Annotated in this window: 13 protein-coding genes and 4 pseudogenes; 5 read left to right on the top strand and 12 right to left on the bottom strand. The window is 46.2% G+C overall.

Features of this window, described 5'->3' with window-relative positions; translation table 11 throughout:
- Positions 1–8: 8 nt before the first annotated feature.
- Positions 9–1,493: a peptide MFS transporter gene (locus TZ48_RS12110; RefSeq protein ID WP_112479327.1), complete on the bottom strand. Its 1,485-nt coding sequence runs from the start codon at positions 1,491–1,493 to the stop codon at positions 9–11.
- Between the two features lie 254 nt (positions 1,494–1,747).
- Here TZ48_RS12110 and TZ48_RS12105 point away from each other — a divergent pair, with 254 nt between their 5' ends.
- Entirely contained in the window at positions 1,748–2,101 is a 354-nt protein-coding gene (locus tag TZ48_RS12105) for a hypothetical protein (protein ID WP_112479326.1), read from the top strand.
- Positions 2,056–2,592 (top strand): hypothetical protein, encoded by a 537-nt coding sequence (locus TZ48_RS12100; RefSeq protein ID WP_162674562.1) that lies wholly within the window; start codon positions 2,056–2,058, stop codon positions 2,590–2,592. The genes TZ48_RS12105 and TZ48_RS12100 overlap by 46 nt, the downstream gene beginning before the upstream one ends.
- Before the next feature lie 84 nt (positions 2,593–2,676).
- Here the strand turns inward: TZ48_RS12100 and TZ48_RS12095 are convergent.
- The 6 genes and pseudogenes from TZ48_RS12095 to TZ48_RS12070 form a co-directional block, all read right to left on the bottom strand.
- A pseudogene (locus tag TZ48_RS12095) lies at positions 2,677–5,753 on the bottom strand (efflux RND transporter permease subunit).
- A gap of 8 nt (positions 5,754–5,761) precedes the next feature.
- On the bottom strand, positions 5,762–6,844 hold the full coding sequence (locus tag TZ48_RS12090; protein ID WP_112479324.1) for an efflux RND transporter periplasmic adaptor subunit: 1,083 nt from the start codon (positions 6,842–6,844) through the stop codon (positions 5,762–5,764).
- A gap of 156 nt (positions 6,845–7,000) precedes the next feature.
- A complete protein-coding gene (locus TZ48_RS12085; RefSeq protein WP_162674561.1) occupies positions 7,001–7,954 on the bottom strand; it encodes a LysR family transcriptional regulator in 954 nt (317 codons plus the stop codon).
- Positions 7,955–8,050: 96 nt separating this feature from the next.
- The gene (locus tag TZ48_RS12080) at positions 8,051–8,569 is read right to left on the bottom strand and encodes a porin family protein (RefSeq protein ID WP_162674560.1); all 519 of its coding nucleotides are present in this window, start codon (positions 8,567–8,569) and stop codon (positions 8,051–8,053) included.
- A gap of 413 nt (positions 8,570–8,982) precedes the next feature.
- Entirely contained in the window at positions 8,983–9,993 is a 1,011-nt protein-coding gene (locus tag TZ48_RS12075) for an AraC family transcriptional regulator (RefSeq protein WP_112479321.1), read from the bottom strand.
- Positions 9,994–10,049: 56 nt separating this feature from the next.
- Positions 10,050–10,829 carry an SDR family NAD(P)-dependent oxidoreductase gene (locus TZ48_RS12070; protein WP_112479320.1) on the bottom strand — a complete coding sequence of 260 codons (780 nt, stop codon included), beginning with the start codon at positions 10,827–10,829 and terminating at the stop codon, positions 10,050–10,052.
- Between the two features lie 250 nt (positions 10,830–11,079).
- Here TZ48_RS12070 and TZ48_RS12065 point away from each other — a divergent pair, with 250 nt between their 5' ends.
- From TZ48_RS12065 to TZ48_RS12055, 3 genes are all read left to right on the top strand, one after another.
- The gene (locus TZ48_RS12065) at positions 11,080–11,577 is read left to right on the top strand and encodes a GNAT family N-acetyltransferase (protein ID WP_112479318.1); all 498 of its coding nucleotides are present in this window, start codon (positions 11,080–11,082) and stop codon (positions 11,575–11,577) included.
- 14 nt (positions 11,578–11,591) lie between these two features.
- Positions 11,592–12,197, top strand: a complete 606-nt coding sequence (locus TZ48_RS12060) for a nucleotidyltransferase domain-containing protein (protein WP_239670815.1) — start codon at positions 11,592–11,594, stop codon at positions 12,195–12,197.
- Positions 12,198–12,408: 211 nt separating this feature from the next.
- Entirely contained in the window at positions 12,409–12,843 is a 435-nt protein-coding gene (locus tag TZ48_RS12055) for a hypothetical protein (protein ID WP_112479362.1), read from the top strand.
- 145 nt (positions 12,844–12,988) lie between these two features.
- Here the strand turns inward: TZ48_RS12055 and truD are convergent, their stop codons facing one another.
- The 5 genes and pseudogenes from truD to phnW form a co-directional block, all read right to left on the bottom strand.
- On the bottom strand, positions 12,989–13,942 hold the full coding sequence (gene truD / locus TZ48_RS12050) for a tRNA pseudouridine(13) synthase TruD (protein ID WP_162674559.1): 954 nt from the start codon (positions 13,940–13,942) through the stop codon (positions 12,989–12,991).
- 49 nt (positions 13,943–13,991) lie between these two features.
- Positions 13,992–14,584: pseudogene (locus TZ48_RS12045) on the bottom strand (NADPH-dependent FMN reductase).
- A 416-nt stretch (positions 14,585–15,000) separates the two neighbouring features.
- Positions 15,001–15,819 carry a phosphonoacetaldehyde hydrolase gene (phnX, locus tag TZ48_RS12040; RefSeq protein WP_112479316.1) on the bottom strand — a complete coding sequence of 273 codons (819 nt, stop codon included), beginning with the start codon at positions 15,817–15,819 and terminating at the stop codon, positions 15,001–15,003.
- Between the two features lie 18 nt (positions 15,820–15,837).
- Positions 15,838–17,204: pseudogene (locus tag TZ48_RS12035) on the bottom strand (aspartate aminotransferase family protein).
- Positions 17,204–18,306: pseudogene (gene phnW, locus TZ48_RS12030) on the bottom strand (2-aminoethylphosphonate--pyruvate transaminase). Before phnW ends, TZ48_RS12035 begins: the two co-directional pseudogenes overlap by 1 nt.

Raw genomic sequence — 18,306 nt, 5'->3', positions numbered from 1 at the left:
TTCTATGGTTAACTTTCCGCTTCGGTCAGTTCCACTTGCTCTTTCGGTTGATGAGCATCCGCTGCGGCAAGCATCTTGCGAATTGCAATGGATGAGAGCAGAGCAACGAGCACCATGACAACGGCTAGCATGGTCAATAAACCAAAGTAGTCGCCGTAAACAGTTTGGACGAACTCTTGGGTGATCTCCTGGCCTTTCTCTGCCGCAATTGAGGTGGAGAAGACGGCACCGACAATGCCAGATAGGGCAATCGCCACCGAGAAGAGACTCACTGAGAAGTTTTCAATGTGTTTAGGTGCTACCGATAGGATAAACGCAACTACTAGCGATCCAACAATCACTTCAGCAAACGCTTGGAAGAAGTGAATAACGAGGAACACCTCTGGACGGATAATCACATCTTCCCCCACGTTCTTAACTGCAAACGCTAGGATGCCAAACGCAATTGCCGTCATGATGAATGAAAAACCAATCTTGGTAGCAGTGGTGAAGTGAATATTACGCTTTTCTAGTCCAGAGAACGTCGCGGCTATCACCGGCCCCGCGACAATGCACCAAAGTGGGTTCATCGACATGGATGCTTCCGGTGCGATTGGAATGATGCCAAACAAATCACCACGCATTGTATTGATGGTCACCATAGTCATTGATGTCATCATTTGTCCGTAGTAGACAAAGAACGCTGTCGTTAGAACGGTAACAATGATGATGGTACCCATGCGAAGTGCATCGGCTTTTTCTGCTTTGAACATCAGTGAGATGAAATAACCAATCGCAGCCAAACCGATGGCGTAAACGATGTTTTTACCAATGTCCATGTTCGAGAACATGAAGAACACCATGCCGATCATGGCCACGGAAGTGATTGCAAATTTTACCCAGTTCGCGTTAGAGACTGGCGCTTTATCAATATCCGCACCGATTCCTTGTAGCTGTTTTCTGAATGTGAACAGCATAAACAGAGCCGTAAACGCCAAAATGCCCGAAAGCGCAAAGCTGCCATAGAAGCCAATCACCAACACAAACATTGGGAATAAGTACTGACCAAGTAGGGCGCCAATGTTGTTCACCGAATAGTTAACAGGGTAACCATTTTCAAAGTCTTCTTGGCTTTTGAACGTGCGCTTATAAAGGCTTGGGTAAGATGGGGACATTAAGCCACGTGCGTAACTTGCCAGTGCGATACCAGCGAGACTCATTGGAATGTTAACGGTAGACGCGCCCAAAACCAGCAGACCATAACCACAGGTAAAACCAAGGTAGGCAATAGTTAAAGAGCGATACGCGCCTAGAAATTTGTCGGCGATAAAGCCACCTGCAATGGCGAACAGTGGGCCGATAGATGAGAAGGCGCCGACCACCATCATAGTATCCGCTTCGCTGTAATCGAGGTTCTCGAGGAAGAATCGAGTCAAGATGACCATGACGCCGTAAAATGACAGACCAAACATCATTTGGCAGAACATCATGGATTTGTTTAGTTTATTCCACATAACTTTGTCCTTAATAATTCATATTAAGTGGTTTAAATATCCATTCTTATGTTAACAGACAAAATTTGTTACATGTTTTATCGCTGGGTGAGAATGTGGGGCGCGAGCACGAGTTTTTCTAATCAACAAGGTGAGTATTACTAATGTGGCTGCTTTAGATAAACGTAATGTTTTGTTTACGCTGAAATAGTTAGTTACATGTGAAGTAAGTGGTGACACTTATGTTAATGTGCAAACAAAAAAAGGACATAAATATGAAGAATGTAACAACTGCTCTCCTCGCATCAACACTCGCTCTCCCGACACTGGCAGCCGACAATGACGAATGGATAGTGGATGCGAAACGTAATTTTGGTCGTGTACTGCAAGATCCGCTTGGTAACTTTCGTGGTGTGATTGCGGAGAATGCCGTTTATGGTGGATTTGAGGAGTCAGATGAAACCGCAGGCCTTATCCGTCTGCAAGGCCTATACGCGATTCCGATGCCAGAATATGGTATTAACTTTATCCCAAGGGTTATCGTCCCGGTTGTTGGCCTACCACCGGAGACCAGCCTTCCAATTTGGCTCAATCGCCAAACCCAACCAGCAATGACAACTGGGGTTTAAGTGATGTGATACTGCAAGGTTTCATTGGCCCATCGGATGCTGGTGATATCAAATGGGGTATCGGACCACAAATCTCGCTGCCAACCGCGAGTGAAGATTATCTCGAAGCCGCCGGTATGGGTGGTGGCTTAAGCGGGGTAGTGGTGACCAAAATTGGCAACTGGGGTTTGACTGGGGTTGCGGGTCATCTTTGGGGACAAAATGGCGATTTCTCTACATCACTATTTCGACCGTTTGTCAGCTACAATGTGGAGTCCATCCCAGGATTTTCTATCTCAACATCACCGCAGATTACTTACGATTGGAAAGCCGAATCGGGTAATGGCTGGACCATACCAATCGGTGGTGGATTTACTCAGGCCGTCCCTTTCTCCTCGACAAAAGCGATGCTAGTCGGACTCAGCGCTTATAAGTTCGCTCAGCAAGCGGAATTCGGTCCGGAGTGGCAGGTGAATCTGACTTTGGCATTTATGTTCGCAGAAGACCGTTAATAGCCCACCAGAGTAGAAAAACGCCTCGTAATGAGGCGTTTGCTTTTTAAGGAGTTTGCTTTTCAAGGAGTTTGCTTTACTGGTTTAAGTAATTGAAGCGCCTGAATTGAGCCGTTTCTTCACCATCAAACGATACATGACAGGAACAAAATAGAACGATAATAGCGTTGTCAGTACTGTACCGCCGGCAATGGCGACGGCAAATGGTGGCCAAAAACCACCACCAGCGATGATGAGAGGCATGAAACCACCCACCGTGGTAATAGTCGTGGAGGTGATGTGACGAGTACACGACATCACCGCATCAACCGAGGCCTCGATATCACCACTGGCGGCTTTTTCATCCATTCTTAGCTCAGCGAGTATGACGATCGCGGCATTAATTGCGAGCCCCATAATACCCAACATGGCAATGATAACGGTAAAGCCAAACGGGTAGTTAAAGATCCACACAGACAACAGACCCAAACCGCCAGCCAGACCAGCCACCATGAAAATGATCGAGCTTAGTCTAAATGAGTTGAACGACATCACCACAACTAAGACCATCAAAACCACCACGACAGAGATATTCGAGATGAGCAATGCCACCGAGCGATCACGCTCAGCGGATTCACCACCAAAATCAATGTGGTAGCCAGAGGGCAATGTATAAGATTCCAGTCTTTGTTGAAACTCGTTTAACACGGTTTGTGGTAATACGCCTGCTTGAATATAGCCTTCGATAGTATTGACTCGTTCACCGTTGCGGCGTGTGATGGCACCGCGACTGGTCGTCAGTTCCAGTTCGGCCAACGTCGATACGTTGACGCCAGTGGTGTAAACCTCAGAAGCAATAGGTAATCTTAGGTTACTAAGGTGCGATAGATTTTCACGCGCTTCATTGGCGACTCGAACACGTATTGGGATCGATTCACTGCCTTCCGTTACCGATCCGGTTTCTCGTCCTACCAAGGTAGCCTGCAACATGTTGGCAAATTGATTGAGTGAGATGCCATTAAGCTTGGCAGTGTCTTCATCGACTTTAAGCCAAACTTTGGGCGTGCCAGGTTGAAGCGTTTCCCGCGTATGCGTGACGTGCGGTGTATTGGCCAAAATAAGACGAATATCTTCACCTATCGCTTTGAGTGTATTTAGGTTTTCACCATAAACTCGAAGCTCAATAGGCGCGCGGAACGGAGGGCCTTGTTCGAGCTTTCTTACTAAGATCTGAGCACCAGGAAGCTCGCGATTTAGCCGAGCTTGCAGCTTAGGAATGAGCGCATTGGCCTGCCGAAAGTTTTCCATTTTCACCATGGCCTGTGAAAAATACGGCGCGTTGTTTTGTGTTGCTTGTAAGTTGTAATAGAAGGAAGGGAAGTTAGCACCCACTAGCCAATCAACACGTTCAACGCCCTGATAGTCGCGAATAATGGTATCGACATCCTCAGTTGTCGCTTTGGTCGCATACAAGCTAGCTTGAGGAGGCAGGTATACTTGAACCTCAAACATATCTCGGTCCGAGGGTGGGAAAAATTGCTCGGTTAGCTGCGACATACTCCAATAGCCAGTCACAGGAACGGCGAGAACCGCGACGAGTGAAATAGCGGGATGTTTGATGGCGAGTCTTACCGATTGGCTAAATCCACGGGTCAGCGCTGGAATGCGAAGACCGCTGTTATACCAATGGTTGCCAGAGGCATGGCTTGGCAGCAGCATAGTCGCAAAGCCAGCGATGACGGTATGCGACAGAATATAAGAGCCAACCAGAGAGAACGAAACAGTAATCGCAATCGCACCAACAAACTCTCCCGTTGCACCCGGCATTAAGAAGATAGGCGCAAATGCCAAAATGGTGGTCAGTGTAGAGCCAAGGAGCGGCACCCATAAGTGGGAGATAGCATTGATGGTCGCTTCCAATCTAGCTTGACCTTTGAGTCGATAACTCTGAATCGTATCCACCATGACCACGGCATTATCGACCATGATCCCCAGCGCGACAATGAGTCCGGTGACTGACATTTGGTTAATAGGAATGCCCGTCATTTTCATCAATGACAAGGTGATCATACAGGTCAGTGGCAACGCAATCGCAACGAGTATCGCTGCGCGTACACCAAGGGTGACAAAAAGTACGATGAGGATAAGAGAAAAACCAATCAGTAGACTTTTACCTAAATCGACCAAACGTGTTGTGGTGTAGCCTTGTTGATCAAATAACAGAGTGACTTTGATATTACTTGGAAGGTCGCGTTCGAACTGATGGATGACCGTTTTTGCTCGTGCCTTCCATTGATCAACTCGAAGTTCCGGCTCCATGCGAGCGGCAATAATCACACCCGGATGGCCATCGATGATAGCCACTTCACTTTCTGGTGTTTTTTGGCTACGAGTGACGCTTGCGATGTCTTCCACGCGGATGATATGACCGTTCTTAGCGACAAGAAGAGGCACCTGTTTGATACGCTCAATCGAATCGAGTTCAGACTCAATTTCCAAGCCGAATCGCGAGAACTGGCTGACTAGTTGCCCTGCTGAGTTCTTTGCATCAGCACCACGCAGGCTATCACCGATTTGAATGCTCGATGCCCCAAACGCGGAAGTGTCTGCGGTTCGTAGGTTCACTTGGATCTCTTCTTTCGGCATGCCGTATTCGTCAACAAACTCGGTGCCAGATAAAGTGCGTAGCCTTTTCGCCAGCTCCTTACCATAACGACCGAGTGTCAAAATATCCGGTTCGCCTGCACCCTCCCAAGTCAGTGAAGAGATGATAGTAAATGCGTAGGTATGATCGCTATCGAGGTCGGGTGGTGCTGTTCCCACTGGAAGCAACGGTTCAATATCGGAAAGTTTGTCTCTGGCTTTTGACAGATAGGCTCTGGCTCTGTCACTTCGTCTTTGAGTTCAATCGTGACGATAGAGACTCCAGGACGCGAACTGGACGTGAGCAGCTTAACTTCACTCAGCTCGCGCAATTTGTTTTCTACGACTTCAGTGACCAGTGTTTCTACGCGTTCGGCGCTCGCACCAGGGAAGCTGGTGGTGACGTTGGCAAAGCGATTACTAATGATTGGATCTTCTGCGCGTGGCAATGAAGTAAATGCCGCTAGGCCGCTGACGATCACTAATGCGGTAACCAGCAACAATAGACGAGTATTAGTGATTGCATCAATAAGCTTCATAGTGATCCTTATTGCTGCGCAACTTGAACAGGTTGCCCAGGTACGACACGATGTAAGCCACTGGCGATGATGGCTTCGCCATCTTCAACTGCTCCGGATACAAAAGCGCGCTGACCATCAGCATAAAGCACATTGACGCTGCGTCTTTCAACTTTATTGTCCTCTCCGACCACGTACACGTTCCAGACGCCACGGAGTCCATCGATAAGCGCAGTGAGGGGAACCCAGTAACCGCTGTCTTGCACCGTTTCATCAAAGGAAAGGTAGGCCAGTTGACCTTCTAGTAGGTCTGGGTTTTCCGGGAGTTGATATCTAAGCCCAACGCTTCGAGATTGGGTGTCGACCATCGCACCCGGATTGAGCAGTGTAGCGGCATAGTCGTTATCATCGACTCGGATGATAGGAGAAGTGAGAGCGGTAACGCGCTTTAGCTGCTTGGCAGGGATGCCGATAAATGCCTCTTTCCCTTGTGTTGCAAGCAGTACAAATGTCGGGGTACCCACATTGACAACGTCACCTAATGAGACGTAACGCTCTGAGATACGTCCCGCGTACGGAGCCAGAATAGTCGATTTCTCGATGCGCAATTTATTAGCGCGAATTGCCGCTTGCAAACGGACGAGATTCGCTTGTAGGACGCCCTTTTCGCTGGTGAGTGCATCGATTTCTGCATCCGCACTAAACCCTTTGGATTTTAGTGATTGTTGGCGTTTGAGGTTGGCATTGACGAGTTTTAATTGCGCACGCACTTCTTTGTCTTGGGCGTTAAGTTGACCAAGTTCCGTTTTCAGAAGATCGGTATTGAGCTGAATTAGCGCGGTACCTTTAGCGACGCTGTCACCGACATCGACCAAAATGGCTTCAACTTTTCCTGGGAGTTCAAAGCCAAGCTGAGCTTGTTGGCCGGCTTTGACGATTCCCACGTATTCGCGCTTTACTTGATACGATGGGCTGAGTTCGACATAGGTCGTGGAGACCGTCAATGGCTCGACAGCGGTGATGTCCGTTTCATTTTGCTCGCTACAGCCTAAAACGAGAGCCATAGCACTTAACATTGATGCTTTAATTAGTATTTTCGAAGAGCGCATCATTAATTCCTATACAACTAACTGCAATGTATAGGTTAATCAATGCGTTTCGCTGCTGTCCACCTTGGTTATATTAATGAAAGGTAAAATATAGAGAAGATGGCCGGGGTGTGAAGTTGATCGGAAAATGAGCGAGTGTTTACACTGTGCCACTCTCTTTTAATGTTGTTTACTGCGCTCAAAAATATCGGCTAGAGAGCGGGTAAACCAGTTCATCATGTCGCTATTGACGTGCCGAGAGTGAAAGTATCCATTCGCTGGGTAGTGTGCTTCAGGAACGTGTATGTCCGGTTCAAGCATCGCCAGATCAGGATAGTCTTGAATAGGGAAGCTGTCGTTTATCCCCATAAACATATCAGAGTGTCGCAGCACATCGATGAGCACCAATGGGAATTCGGAAGCAAACCCCACCTCAAGCTCAAATCCCAGGCGCTTAAAGGCCTCAACGGTAGGACTGGTAAGTTTGCTGTAGTCGCTAACTAAGAGGCGAGCGAGTGGGTAAGGGCTGAGATTTTCTGCCGTAATGGGCTGACTTGCTATGGGGTGATCATGTCTGACCAAGAGCTTGGCAGTAAGCTGCGTCAGTTGTTGCTCAACCAAAAAAGGCAAGCTTTCTGTGATTGGTGCATTCACGCCAAGCAGAATATCTCCCTTTTCTATTCCTTCAATGGTGTGCTCATTCCAAGAGGTGATGTGTACCGTTAAGTTAGGTGCAGTGTTAGAGAAGTAGCGATATATCTCTCCTGAGACTGAAAATACGAACTGAGATGACAATGCGATGGTGACTTCTCCATCAAGCTCTGCGGGATCGAATTCGCTGCTAGAATTGACCACGCTTTCAAGCTGATGAAGTAGCGGTAATAGATCTCGGGCAAGTTGCTCGGAAAACGTGGTTGGCTCAAGTCCGGTTTTTACTTTGACGAACAGTAAATCATCAAAATGATGTCGCAGCTTTTGTAAAGATTGGCTAACGGCGGGCTGTGATACAAACAAACGCTCAGCGGCTTTACGCATGTTTTTCTCTTCAAGCAGAATTTTAAACACGCGAAGTAGATTGAGGTCGAGATTGTTGAATCGATTTTTAGCCAAGGTGCTCACTCTTGTTTTTGACATTGTCGCGAACCTTAGCATAGTGCGTTTGAGGAATGTCATAGAGCCAACAAATCACTTGTTGGCTCTGGAAGAAAATAGTAACTAACTATGAATGTGCTAGAAGCGGTAGCCTACGGTAAATGACAGTGAATCGGTATCAACATTGTCGTAACCGCTCATGTCATAACGAAGATCTGCGTAGATGCCCATTTGGGTTTGCGCTCTCACGCCCATACCGATCATTAAGCTGGTATCGCTGGCAGAGAAGCTATCACGGCGATCGGAAATTTTCTCATTGGCAAAAGCAAGGCCGATTGCGCCATAGGGTTTTAGCCAAAGCTGGCCAACGTCGAACGTATAGCCAATATCCGTATCGATTTTGAACGTATTGAAATCGTAGTCGATATCAAATGCGCTTTTGCTGTTCATACTGTAAGAAGCGTTAACACCGAAAATGTGGTTGATGTCGTAACCGTATTCGAGCTTAAAGCCTGAATCGAGTTTTAAGTCGACTCCGCCTTCGCTCAGTGTCACACCAGAAATACCTGCGCCTACTCGATGACCCTGAAAATCCGTATTGGCAACGGCGCCAAATGAAAGCGTAGAGATAGCGGCGATGATGAGTGTTTTTTTCATGTTAATGTGCTCTTGTTGGGTATAAATCACAGCGTCCTAGCTGTATTAATCACTCCTTGTTGGACGAGCGGCATTGTAGAAGCGTGTTGTTTTCCCGACTAATCACCTTTGTTTACTAGTCTCATTAGCCCTACTTATCACCTAGCCAACCTTTATTACTCATGTTCAACTAATTAGAGGTATCTTGAAAAATCCTCACTGTTATCGACAAAGTTCACTTGATAACTTGGAGTGAGGAACACCAAAGGATTGGAAACGTTATGGAACTATGGATAAAGCTGGAGTATCTGGTGCTGCAAATCTGGGCGATATTTTTGATAAAAGCGCTGCTATTTGGGTGAGTTTTTAGGCGCAGCGCAGATAGTGATTTGTAGATGGTGTTTCATTGATATGGTAGATGATCTAATGTCAGACTATAGATGTTGCTCCCGTTGCTGGTGTGGCGACAACCCGTGCCAAGATGTGTGGGCGCGGATAAATGAATTACTTTCCTGAAAGCCCAGCAAGAACGCGATCTCACTGATCGGTAGTTGGGACTTAGTGAGATAATCGTGAGCCAAGCTCTGCCTCACTTCTTGCAGTAGCTCTTGATAGCTTTGTTCTTGTTCTGACAGTTTTCGCTGCAATGTACGCTTGCTCATCGCAAGCTGTCCGCTGACGTAGTCTATGCTGCTTTGCCCTTGGGGCAGTGCATTGATGAGTACCTGCGTAACTTGCGCTGTGATATCGGTATTCTCAGGGCTTGATGTACTTGTAGCGCGCTCTAGCTGTTTTTGTAATTCTCCTTCAAAACAGTTCAGCATAGTTTGATTGTGAGTGAGAAATGGCAGGGTCGCATCTGCCGCTGAAAATCTCACTTTAGTCTCTGAGCCCAAAGTCAAAGGACAACCAAAGTAGGCTTCATACTTCTTCGGATGTTTCGGCAATTTTGGTAGTTCAACTCGCGTCGGCGTGACGGTTTTGCGCGTTGCTAGTCGAGCCAACTGAGTAAAGAAAATCAGTTCAGAAAGGTTTAAACACAGGGGCAACGGCGCTTCATGTCCATAACATCGGATGCCAAGCTCGGTAAAATCGTGCGTTTGCTCAATATCCAATATCATCGGACCAATGAGAGGTTTGTACTCTTGTAAACGCTTTGCTGCTGAATTGAGGTTAGGGGTGCAAATGGCGGCATAGATAGGGACGTCAAAAAACTCAAGACTCATCACATTAGCAAATTCTAGCGGCATATCGCGACCTTGCGCCGCGATATCAATACCATGCCAAAGCTGGAAATACTGTGCAGGAGAAAGCTGTATCTTTTGTTGACGGAATAACCCGCTTGGCAGCTCAGCGCATGCAAGAACCTCTTCGATACTCAAACCCAAATCTTGAAACAGAAGCTTCCAGTTCGGTGGAATAACAAATTTATTCGCTCGTTTCATAGTGGTACGTCTATCTCCAAATCATAGTATCGGCTTGGTGCAATATAGGGTGGCAATTATCCGTTTTTCTCCATCGCTTGACGAGAGAGCTTGAGCACCATTCTTCGCGGTAACAACGGGACGATCCAGTTGAGCATAAATTTGAGGCTTGATTCATTAAAGGCAACCAAATCACCTTTCTCCATCGCTTGGTAGCCGCATTCTGCGACTGATTTCGGCGACTTCGCTTTATCGAAGATCTCAACACCTTCAAGATTGGCTGCCTCGACAAACCCTGTAGCAACCGCGCCCGGACACAGTGCTGTAACGGTGATGTTGTTGTCTTTAACTTCTTCGGCAATGGCCTGACTAAAGGAAGTAACATAGGCCTTAGTTGCGTAGTAAACGGCTTGCAAGGGGCCGGGCATAAACGATGCGGTAGAAGAAACGTTTAAAATACGTCCTTGATTGCGCTCAACCATGCCTTTCAAGTAGAAGTGAGTAAGATCAGTCAGCGTTAGCATGTTAACTTGCATCATAGCTTGCTCATCAACAAGCTCGCGCTCATGGAATAATCCGTGACCACCAAAACCAGCGTTATTGATTAGCGTGTCGATTTTAAGTCCTTGCGCTTCGGTTTGTTCAAAGATTTTTGCCGCGGAATCCGCTTTTGATAGATCAGCAGGAAGGACGGTTACCTTGATCTTGAACTGATTCTCTAACTCTTGTTTTAGGGCTTCTAATTTGTCGGCTGAGCGTGCTACCAACACCATGTCGCCGCCTTTTTGCGCGTGAATTTTCGCAAACTCCAATCCAATGCCACTTGATGCGCCAGTGATGAGTGCTGTATTTGCCATGATGCCGATCTCCGAGTGATGTTGTAGGTATAAGTTGTGATTTGATGGGATGAGTATAGGTAATCAAATAGCGCCATGAGACATCTGATCGTGCCAAAATCAATTCAGATCACGCCAATATGACAAAACGTCGGTGATGACAGCCTCACTCTCTAATATCACTTGAAATAGTGGTTGTTGCTTTGCAATATACCTAATCAGAAAACGTACCCACTCCCCTTAGTTGGCATCAAGTGTCGTGGTAATGAATATGATTGAAACAGAAAGATTAGTACTCCGACCCACACTACAAGATGATCTACAGCTTTATCGTGTGCTATTCCAAGATCCGGATATCGTTAAATACTTACCCGGTGGCGAGCCTTATTCGTCGGACTATATTGCCAATTACGTAACCGAAAAATTAGCGCACTGGGAAAAGGGCTTTGGGACTTTTACTATCACGTTGAAAGCGCAGCCCCAAGTACTGATTGGTTATGCAGGCGTAGAGCAATTGTTAGACTCTCTAGATCACGATGTGCGTTATGGTTTGCTTCCCGAGTATCAGGGCAGAGGTTACGCGTTTGAGGCAGCAAAGGCGGCCATTGACTTTGTGTTGACCAACTATCTAGATGAAGTGTTTGGCGTTGCTGTAAAGGCCAATGTTCCGTCTCTGAAGATCTTAAAAAAACTGGGTATGGAGCCGTCATCTGAGGTCTTGTACGACAGCGATGATCTTGTGACATTGAGTTTGAAGAAGCCTTTATAGGGTAAGGACAATCTATGATTCAACTCGACAATGGATTGGACGAGCATGGCTACATACGTAATGTCTATTCGCCTTTAAATATTCAAGATGAATTTAAGATTGTTGTAGATGCCGCAGTTAATGAGCTGACAACGAAATTTCCTGATCAAATAGATGGGATTTATCTTTACGGGAGTATTGGTCGCGGCAATGCCGTTCTTTGCAAGTCTGATCTCGATCTATCCGTGGTTCTCAAACACCCTCAAAACAACGTACAGCGTCAGGTTTTCAGGGGTATGGCTGATGATTTTCCTAGGCGTTACACACAGGTAAGTAAGATCGACCTGGATATAGGTCATGTGGATGAGGTATTGCAGGCCGATGAGTACTACCGATGGCAGTTTTGGCTTAAGCACTGTTGCTGTTGTATTTGGGGTAATGACCTGTCGAAAGGGTTTGAATCACAAAAGCCAAGTTATAATATTGCAATGGCGCTCAATGGTGACCTATTTAAGTTCACCGAACAGATGATACCCAAACTACTAAGTGGTAAAGAACAGGGCATTGAAAAAGTTATCGGCAAGAAGTTATTGCGAACTGCTACTATTTTGTCGCTGAACATGACCTTAGTTGGTACATAAATTTGGAACAATGTTTTGAGGCCTGTATCCGACATCACCCGAGTCATATTGAAGAGTTTCGAAAAATTTATGATGTTGCGACGGGTAATCCAATAAACCCTAACGATGCGCTCCACCTTTTTGAGCAGTTAAGCGAGTTTGTAAAACACAAATGGATGGCATGATTCACCTCAGTTTTGGTGTTAATTCATGGCCGATGAAAGGAACCTATATGAACAAAGCTCAACTTTTAAGCCAACTATATATCAGAGAATCAAGCGGTAAAAAGCTAGTACTACCAACTCAAATGATAATGGATTCCGTGGATCCTATTATGTTTCAGGAATGGCAGAACCGTAAACGAGAGCTTGTTCCTATTGATGCAGCAGACACGCATTGGATCAAAACATGCACCGAGGGATATATCACCGAAGTGGTGTTTCATGCAGATGGCACGTTACATGAGTACCGATTGTTCGATCGCTTTGAAACTAAGGGGACGTGGTTCTTAGCTGATGGCATTTTGTATGTAGAAATCATCAAAGGGGAAAATCGCTATTCCTTTGGCGTCGTGGGCAATGCAAATGTCAATATTCACTCTGCGGTTGAGCATAAGAACGGTGAACTGCACTCTTACCTTAAACTGGCCCAGGTCAAGCCAAACTGATGAAAAGTGAATGGTTTGAGCGGAAAGTGCGATAGCCAAGAGAGCGGCTACCGCAACTCTTAAAGACGAGTTACACAGAATTGTTTACAGGGTCATCATTTGAACTAGTTTTGCTGACAGGATGACCGTGCCAAGCTAAAGCCTACTAAACACCTAGAATGCCTTTTATTGCCATCGTTGCATAGCTGCCGGTTGGCAATGTGAACTGCAACTCACAGCTCTCAGAGTCGAGAGGTTTGGACTTAAAATGGCAATAAATAAAGCAGTCCCTTGTTGCAGAAAGTTTCTTAATTTCACCATCGATTGCGCGCCACTTGTCTATGGCTAATTTATTCGGAAGCTTATGCGCGGCGAACTCATCTTGGTTTGGAGCAAAATAACAGTTGTCTGCGATGCGGATAGAGGCGGTAGCAAAGCCTTCTGCTCGTATGAGTTCACTGAGCTTCTTATTCCACATGTACGAGCCATGAGAACAAAGCCAAAAAGCCCGTTCGCGCATAGGTATTACAGAATCTAGGTTTTCTACAGTGACCTCTCTATTTGCTAGCACGCCCGATTCACGCGCGAATTCTAGGCACTTGTCGAGGTTACCTTCCAGATAGTGTTGTCCGATCAGATGTGTCAGCGCGGGTTGATCAGGCAAGCCGAAACGTTGGCTGTCATAGTAATTCGGGATTCTAATCTGGGTTTCATTAATACTTGTAAGGGCATTTTGAGCCTCTTCGTCAAGTCCTCTTAAGACAATTTTAAATGCGTTACCAAGGTTAGAGCCTACAGTGATTTTATTATTAGAGAAACCAATTTGGTATAACTCAAGCCAGAAGTCACTATCTTTGTCCTTAAATTTATTAGGGACTTTCTGACTTTCAATGGTGAGATATTGCTGCGTGACTCCTTCCTCATCTTTTAAACCGGCTACGCCAATTTGACCTTCCTCTAGGTTAAATTCTTGGCTTATTATATCTATAGCGTTAAATGTTGAAATGCCACTTTTCACTAAACAAAAAAGTCGATAGTTAGTAGGGCTATCGGCAATATCTAAATTAATAACTTCGCATACCCTAAAGTCTTCATTTTTTTGTTTTACTCTATACTTCATCCATTTCTCCTTGCGATTACGCTTCATCTGGTTGAAAGTCAGTGATTAATTACATTCCGTATTGAAATGGTTTACCGGCACTTACCATGTCTCGGTGTACGGGGGCTAAAGCATTGGCATAGGCTGCAAGTAACTTGAGTGTATATTCGCTTCGAGCATGTTGTTTTTTGTCTGTACATTGGTGATCTGCAGTCAATATTTGTTCGCAGTTTCTAAAGATAAGATGGTCTGGCAAAAAACAGACGTGATTGTTTTTATTACCAGTCATACGCAGTTCGCTGATGGGGTATACGCCATTGATGCCAGCAGAGACGCTTACCAGTAACGCCGCTTTGTGTGCCAACTCGTCGTCGGTAGTCAACATCAAAAAATTCTTTAGTGAAGGCGTTGCCATACCATGCCACTCTGGCGTGATAAAAATAAAGGCATCCGACTGGTTTAGCTGCTGTCTAATGGGCTCGAATGGCGCCCATTCTTCGCTACCTTGCCACACCCCTCATTCCAAAAAGGTAAGTTTAATTGATGCAGGTCGAGAACATTGACCTGTTCAAAGTGTTGGTCAGCGAGTGTTGCGAGGTAGTTAGCCACATTGAGGCTTTGAGAGTTTGGCCTTTGGCTACCAGCAATAATGGTGATATTCATTTTAAGTTCCTTTTTGGCTTGATGCGCTAGCCGTACATGAGCTTTCAGCTAAATAATTTTAATCGTGTAGTATCATTAAAATTGGAGTGGTAATTGCGCTGAAAAAAATAATAAACTTATTCTCTAACTAGATTGTTAAATCATAAGTAGAAGTCTCAGTTAAATGTTTACTAAATTACCAATACTACTAGTTAGAGTGTATGCTGCTTATTATGGAACTTTATAATATGTGAAGCTTATCGAGTTGTTAGCTAGAATTAGTTTTAACCTTGTCATTAAATCTACATTTGGTGTGGCTGATTTTTTGTATATTCTTTAACTAGCGCAGTTGTTATTTTTGTCATTAAAATACCAAAGTTTAACAAAAAAGCTCACGAACTAGTCGTGAGCTTTTGCGTTTTAGAATGAGCTTGAAACTACGGACGTTCACCAGCCAAAATACGCTTCTCAATATCGGCAATCACATCAGGAAGGTCGGCAATCGTATCCACTAGATAATGAGGTGAAGCCTTGCCAAGCTTGATGCGTGCACGTTCGCGAGCTGCTGTTAGCGTTGCTTCATCAGCGGCTTGGTATTGGTCAAAGGTAAGGCCAGCCTCGTTGCCAGAAAGAAGCAGACCCACAGTCCACATGCCCGCATTGTGGCCTTCTTCGATACCGGGTGCAGCATCATCCACTTTTACGCAAGCACCGACGTTAGTTGCGCCCAACTCGATAACATTTTTCAGTGCCATAAATGCAGCAGGGCGGCCGCCTTGCGGCAAGTCATCCGTTGCGACGACATAGTCTGGTTTATAGCCATAATCTGCAGCCACTGGAATCAATACATCCATCACTTGACGTGGGTAGCCAGAGCAAGAGCCGATCTTGATGCCTTTGGCTTTTAGGTCGTTCACAACTTCTACTGCGTTAAGAATTGGCTCGGCGTGATCCGCGACTTTGGCTTTTTGAAGAGGCATGAAAGCAGCGTAGATGGCATCAACGTCGCTGTCTTGCATTTCTTGGCCAAATTGGGCTGCCCAACGTGCTTTTACGGCTGGAATTTGGCCTACTGCTTTAATGTGATCCCATTTACCAATGCCCATAGGTTCGCGAGCTTCGTCTAGAGAAATCTCTAAGTCAAAGCCTTGCTTAAATGCTTCGACAAAAATACTAGTCGGGGCGAACGAACCAAAGTCAACAATGGTGCCAGCCCAGTCGAAGATAACGGCTTGAATCGGTGATGAGTGAGACATGATGTCATTCCTTAATAGTTAATTTTTTATGTTCGATACGTGAGCAATAGCTTGCTCGAAGATGTCGAGTGCTTTGGTTAGCTCGTCACGGGTAATAATCAGCGGAGGGCTAAGCTGAATGACGTTGCCTTGCGACACCTTAAAGCTCAGACCTTGATTTAAACATTGATAGAGAACTTGCTCGGCTTCGTCGTAGGCTCTGTCTTTGGTGATGTGATTTTTCACAAGTTCCACTCCCCACAAAAGACCAATGCCACGAACATCGCCAATAATTGGGTATTGCTGCTTCATTTGAAGTAGACGCGCTTTAACAAATTCACTGTCTCTGCGTGTCTTTTCTAGTAGCTGTTCTTGCTCAATCGCTTCCATGGTGGCAAGCGCCGCTGCGCATCCAAGGGCGCTTTTCTCATGCGTGTAGTGACCTAGAGAGATTTCCGCAGCCGTGTTGTATTTGTCTTTAGTAACCATCGCAGCGATAGGAACCAAACCGCCGCCAAATCCTTTGCCGATACAAAGAATGTCGGGTTCAATGTCAAACGCCTGATAGGTAAACCATTCGCCACTACGTCCCATGCCATTTGGAATATCGTCAATAATGAGCAGCACATTGTGTTTGTCGCAAATTTCGCGGATACGTTTCCAATACGCCTTACTGGGTACCTGCACGTCGGTATTACGAACGCCTTCTGCGATAAACGCGCCGATGCCGCCTTCTTTTTCAATCACGTATTCGAGATAGTCAGCGTAGTGAACATCGGTTCCGTCTTGTGAAGGGAAGGCACCTCGATATGATACTGCTGGTGGAATGCGTTCGACACCGGCCATGAGTGGCCCCATGCCCTCACGAAAACACGCTTCACCACCGACTGAAATCGCATCAAGTGATGCACCATGAAATGAGTCCCACAAAGACACGACTTTGTAATTGCCGGTGATATAGCGTGCCAGCTTGAGCGCCATTCCAACCACAGAGGTGCCACCGGGCGCAAACAGCACTCGGTTGAGTTCTCCACCGCAGATCTCGGTAAGCTTTTCTGCACATTTGACCGCTGTTTCGTTGGTAAAACGGCGCGGCGAGAAGGGCAGCGAATGCATCTGCTCCGTTACACGTTTGATGACATGTGGGTGGCATAACCAAGTTGATGGACATTGTTGCCATGAAAGTCCATGTAGCGCTTTCCACGTGTATCTTGGATATAAATCCCTTCCGCCGCTTCTAGTGAGTCTAGGCAGGGCGTTGACATGGATTGATGCAAGAAGACATCAGCATCGCGTTTCAGCAGTGCTTGGGTCGCGTCGTCTTGTATTTGTTGATTCCACTCTTCACGCGCCGGAGTGTTGTTCACATCTCCCTCGCTGCGCAGGTGCGTTGCTTGGTCTGCCATTACGCTAGCTCCCAGTACATTGCGTTTTTCACGGCGCTGATTAAGCGCTTAATGTCCGCTGGATGCACGTCACCAATGTTGCCAATTCGGAAGCAATCGGCATTGGACACTTTGCCGGGGTAGATAACAAAACCCTGCTCTTTCAAGCGTTCATAGAACGCTTTGAACTGGTAGTCACTGTGCTCAGGTGAGTAAAACGAGGTAATGATTGGGGAGTGAAGATCATCGTTTAACAGTGTGCGGAAGCCCAAAGAGCGCATACCTTCGACCAATGTTTTTTGGTTGGTTTGATAGCGATTGAAACGCGCTTCAATGCCGCCCTCTTGTTCAAGTTCTATAAGTGCTTGATAGAAAGCACGTACAGTATGAGTAGGGGAGGTGAAGCGCCACTTGCCGTGGTTCACTTCCATGCAGTGCCATTGATCATAGAGGTCTAGGCTGAGTGAGCGCGCTTGGCCTTGGCATTTTTCTAGTTCTGATTGCTTGGCAACCACAAATCCAAAGCCCGGAACGCCCTGAATGCATTTGTTGGCAGAGCTAATCATAAAGTCGATACCGAGCTCACCAATATCCATTGGGATGCCACCAAAACTCGACATCGCATCAAGGATCACTGTTTTGTCATGTTGCTTTGCTAGTTTGATGACCGCTTCAATAGGGTTAAGCATGCCAGTTGTGGTTTCGCAGTGAACAATCGCAACATGCGTAATGGCACTGTCTTGCTCTAGGATGTTGGCAATCTCATCTAGGTTTGGTCTGCTGACTTCGCCTGGTGCAATGACACGGGTTTCGATATTTAGGTAGTGAGCAATCTGCGCAATACGAGCGCCGTAGGCACCATTGTCGACAACCAGCAATTTGCCCTTTGAAGTAATAGTACTACCAATTGTCGCCTCGACTGACGCGGTGCCGCTGCCTTGCATTAATACACTGGTGTAGCCCGCTTGCTTCGTGGCAAGTTGAGTCAGTTTAGCGCGAATGACCTCGACAATATCTTTGTTGTAGTCGTCATCCCATGTACACCAGTCTTTTAACATGCTTCGCGCACGGTTTCAGTCGTCGATAGCGGACCCGGAGTTAATAGCAAGTATTCGTTTTTCAT

It is taken from the genome of Vibrio variabilis (assembly GCF_003263785.1).
Lineage (GTDB): Bacteria > Pseudomonadota > Gammaproteobacteria > Enterobacterales > Vibrionaceae > Vibrio > Vibrio variabilis.
Note: the sequence above shows the minus strand (reverse complement) of the source record. Positions and strands in the feature narration are given on the sequence as shown.

Excerpts from the sequence above, each read along its gene's own strand:
- TZ48_RS12065 (WP_112479318.1), top strand. The coding sequence starts at position 11,080 with ATGATTGAAACAGAAAGATTAGTACTCCGACCCACACTACAAGATGAT.
- TZ48_RS12110 (WP_112479327.1), bottom strand. The coding sequence starts at position 1,493 with ATGTGGAATAAACTAAACAAATCCATGATGTTCTGCCAAATGATGTTT.
- TZ48_RS12060 (WP_239670815.1), top strand. The coding sequence starts at position 11,592 with ATGATTCAACTCGACAATGGATTGGACGAGCATGGCTACATACGTAAT.
- TZ48_RS12085 (WP_162674561.1), bottom strand. The coding sequence starts at position 7,954 with ATGTCAAAAACAAGAGTGAGCACCTTGGCTAAAAATCGATTCAACAAT.
- TZ48_RS12105 (WP_112479326.1), top strand. The coding sequence starts at position 1,748 with ATGAAGAATGTAACAACTGCTCTCCTCGCATCAACACTCGCTCTCCCG.
- TZ48_RS12080 (WP_162674560.1), bottom strand. The coding sequence starts at position 8,569 with ATGAAAAAAACACTCATCATCGCCGCTATCTCTACGCTTTCATTTGGC.
- TZ48_RS12070 (WP_112479320.1), bottom strand. The coding sequence starts at position 10,829 with ATGGCAAATACAGCACTCATCACTGGCGCATCAAGTGGCATTGGATTG.
- TZ48_RS12055 (WP_112479362.1), top strand. The coding sequence starts at position 12,409 with ATGAACAAAGCTCAACTTTTAAGCCAACTATATATCAGAGAATCAAGC.
- TZ48_RS12075 (WP_112479321.1), bottom strand. The coding sequence starts at position 9,993 with ATGAAACGAGCGAATAAATTTGTTATTCCACCGAACTGGAAGCTTCTG.
- TZ48_RS12090 (WP_112479324.1), bottom strand. The coding sequence starts at position 6,844 with ATGATGCGCTCTTCGAAAATACTAATTAAAGCATCAATGTTAAGTGCT.
- truD (WP_162674559.1), bottom strand. The coding sequence starts at position 13,942 with ATGAAGTATAGAGTAAAACAAAAAAATGAAGACTTTAGGGTATGCGAA.
- phnX (WP_112479316.1), bottom strand. The coding sequence starts at position 15,819 with ATGTCTCACTCATCACCGATTCAAGCCGTTATCTTCGACTGGGCTGGC.